This is a genomic window from Chryseobacterium sp. SIMBA_029 (assembly GCF_046535275.1).
Classification (GTDB): domain Bacteria; phylum Bacteroidota; class Bacteroidia; order Flavobacteriales; family Weeksellaceae; genus Chryseobacterium.
In genome coordinates this window covers 1-228 of the sequence record NZ_JAWRXA010000962.1, presented here as the reverse complement: position 1 = coordinate 228, position 228 = coordinate 1, and the positions used below count along the sequence as shown (strand labels likewise).

The following is a 228-nucleotide window of genomic DNA, read 5'->3' as shown; positions in this document are numbered from 1 at the left end:
AAAGGAGTAGAGCTGATGAATCACTGGATGACGAACGTGAAAGCAGATAAAGCGATTTACAGTCAGACGGTGAAAACAATTCTTGAAGCCAGAGAAGTAGGTAAGAAAGATAAGGTGAAAATTATGTCTGCTCTTTCAAACTATGCAAAGTATGGTAAGGATTCCAGAATGACGGATATTATTTCTAAGGCACGTCTGGAAAGTATTGACGTTGCGGAATTGATGAAA

The 228-nt window shown here is 38.6% G+C and carries 1 protein-coding gene; it reads left to right on the top strand.

Annotated features, from left to right (window positions below):
- Window positions 1-228 (top strand): hypothetical protein (locus SB679_RS26655; protein ID WP_410705475.1); only part of this gene is annotated, 228 nt, incomplete at both ends.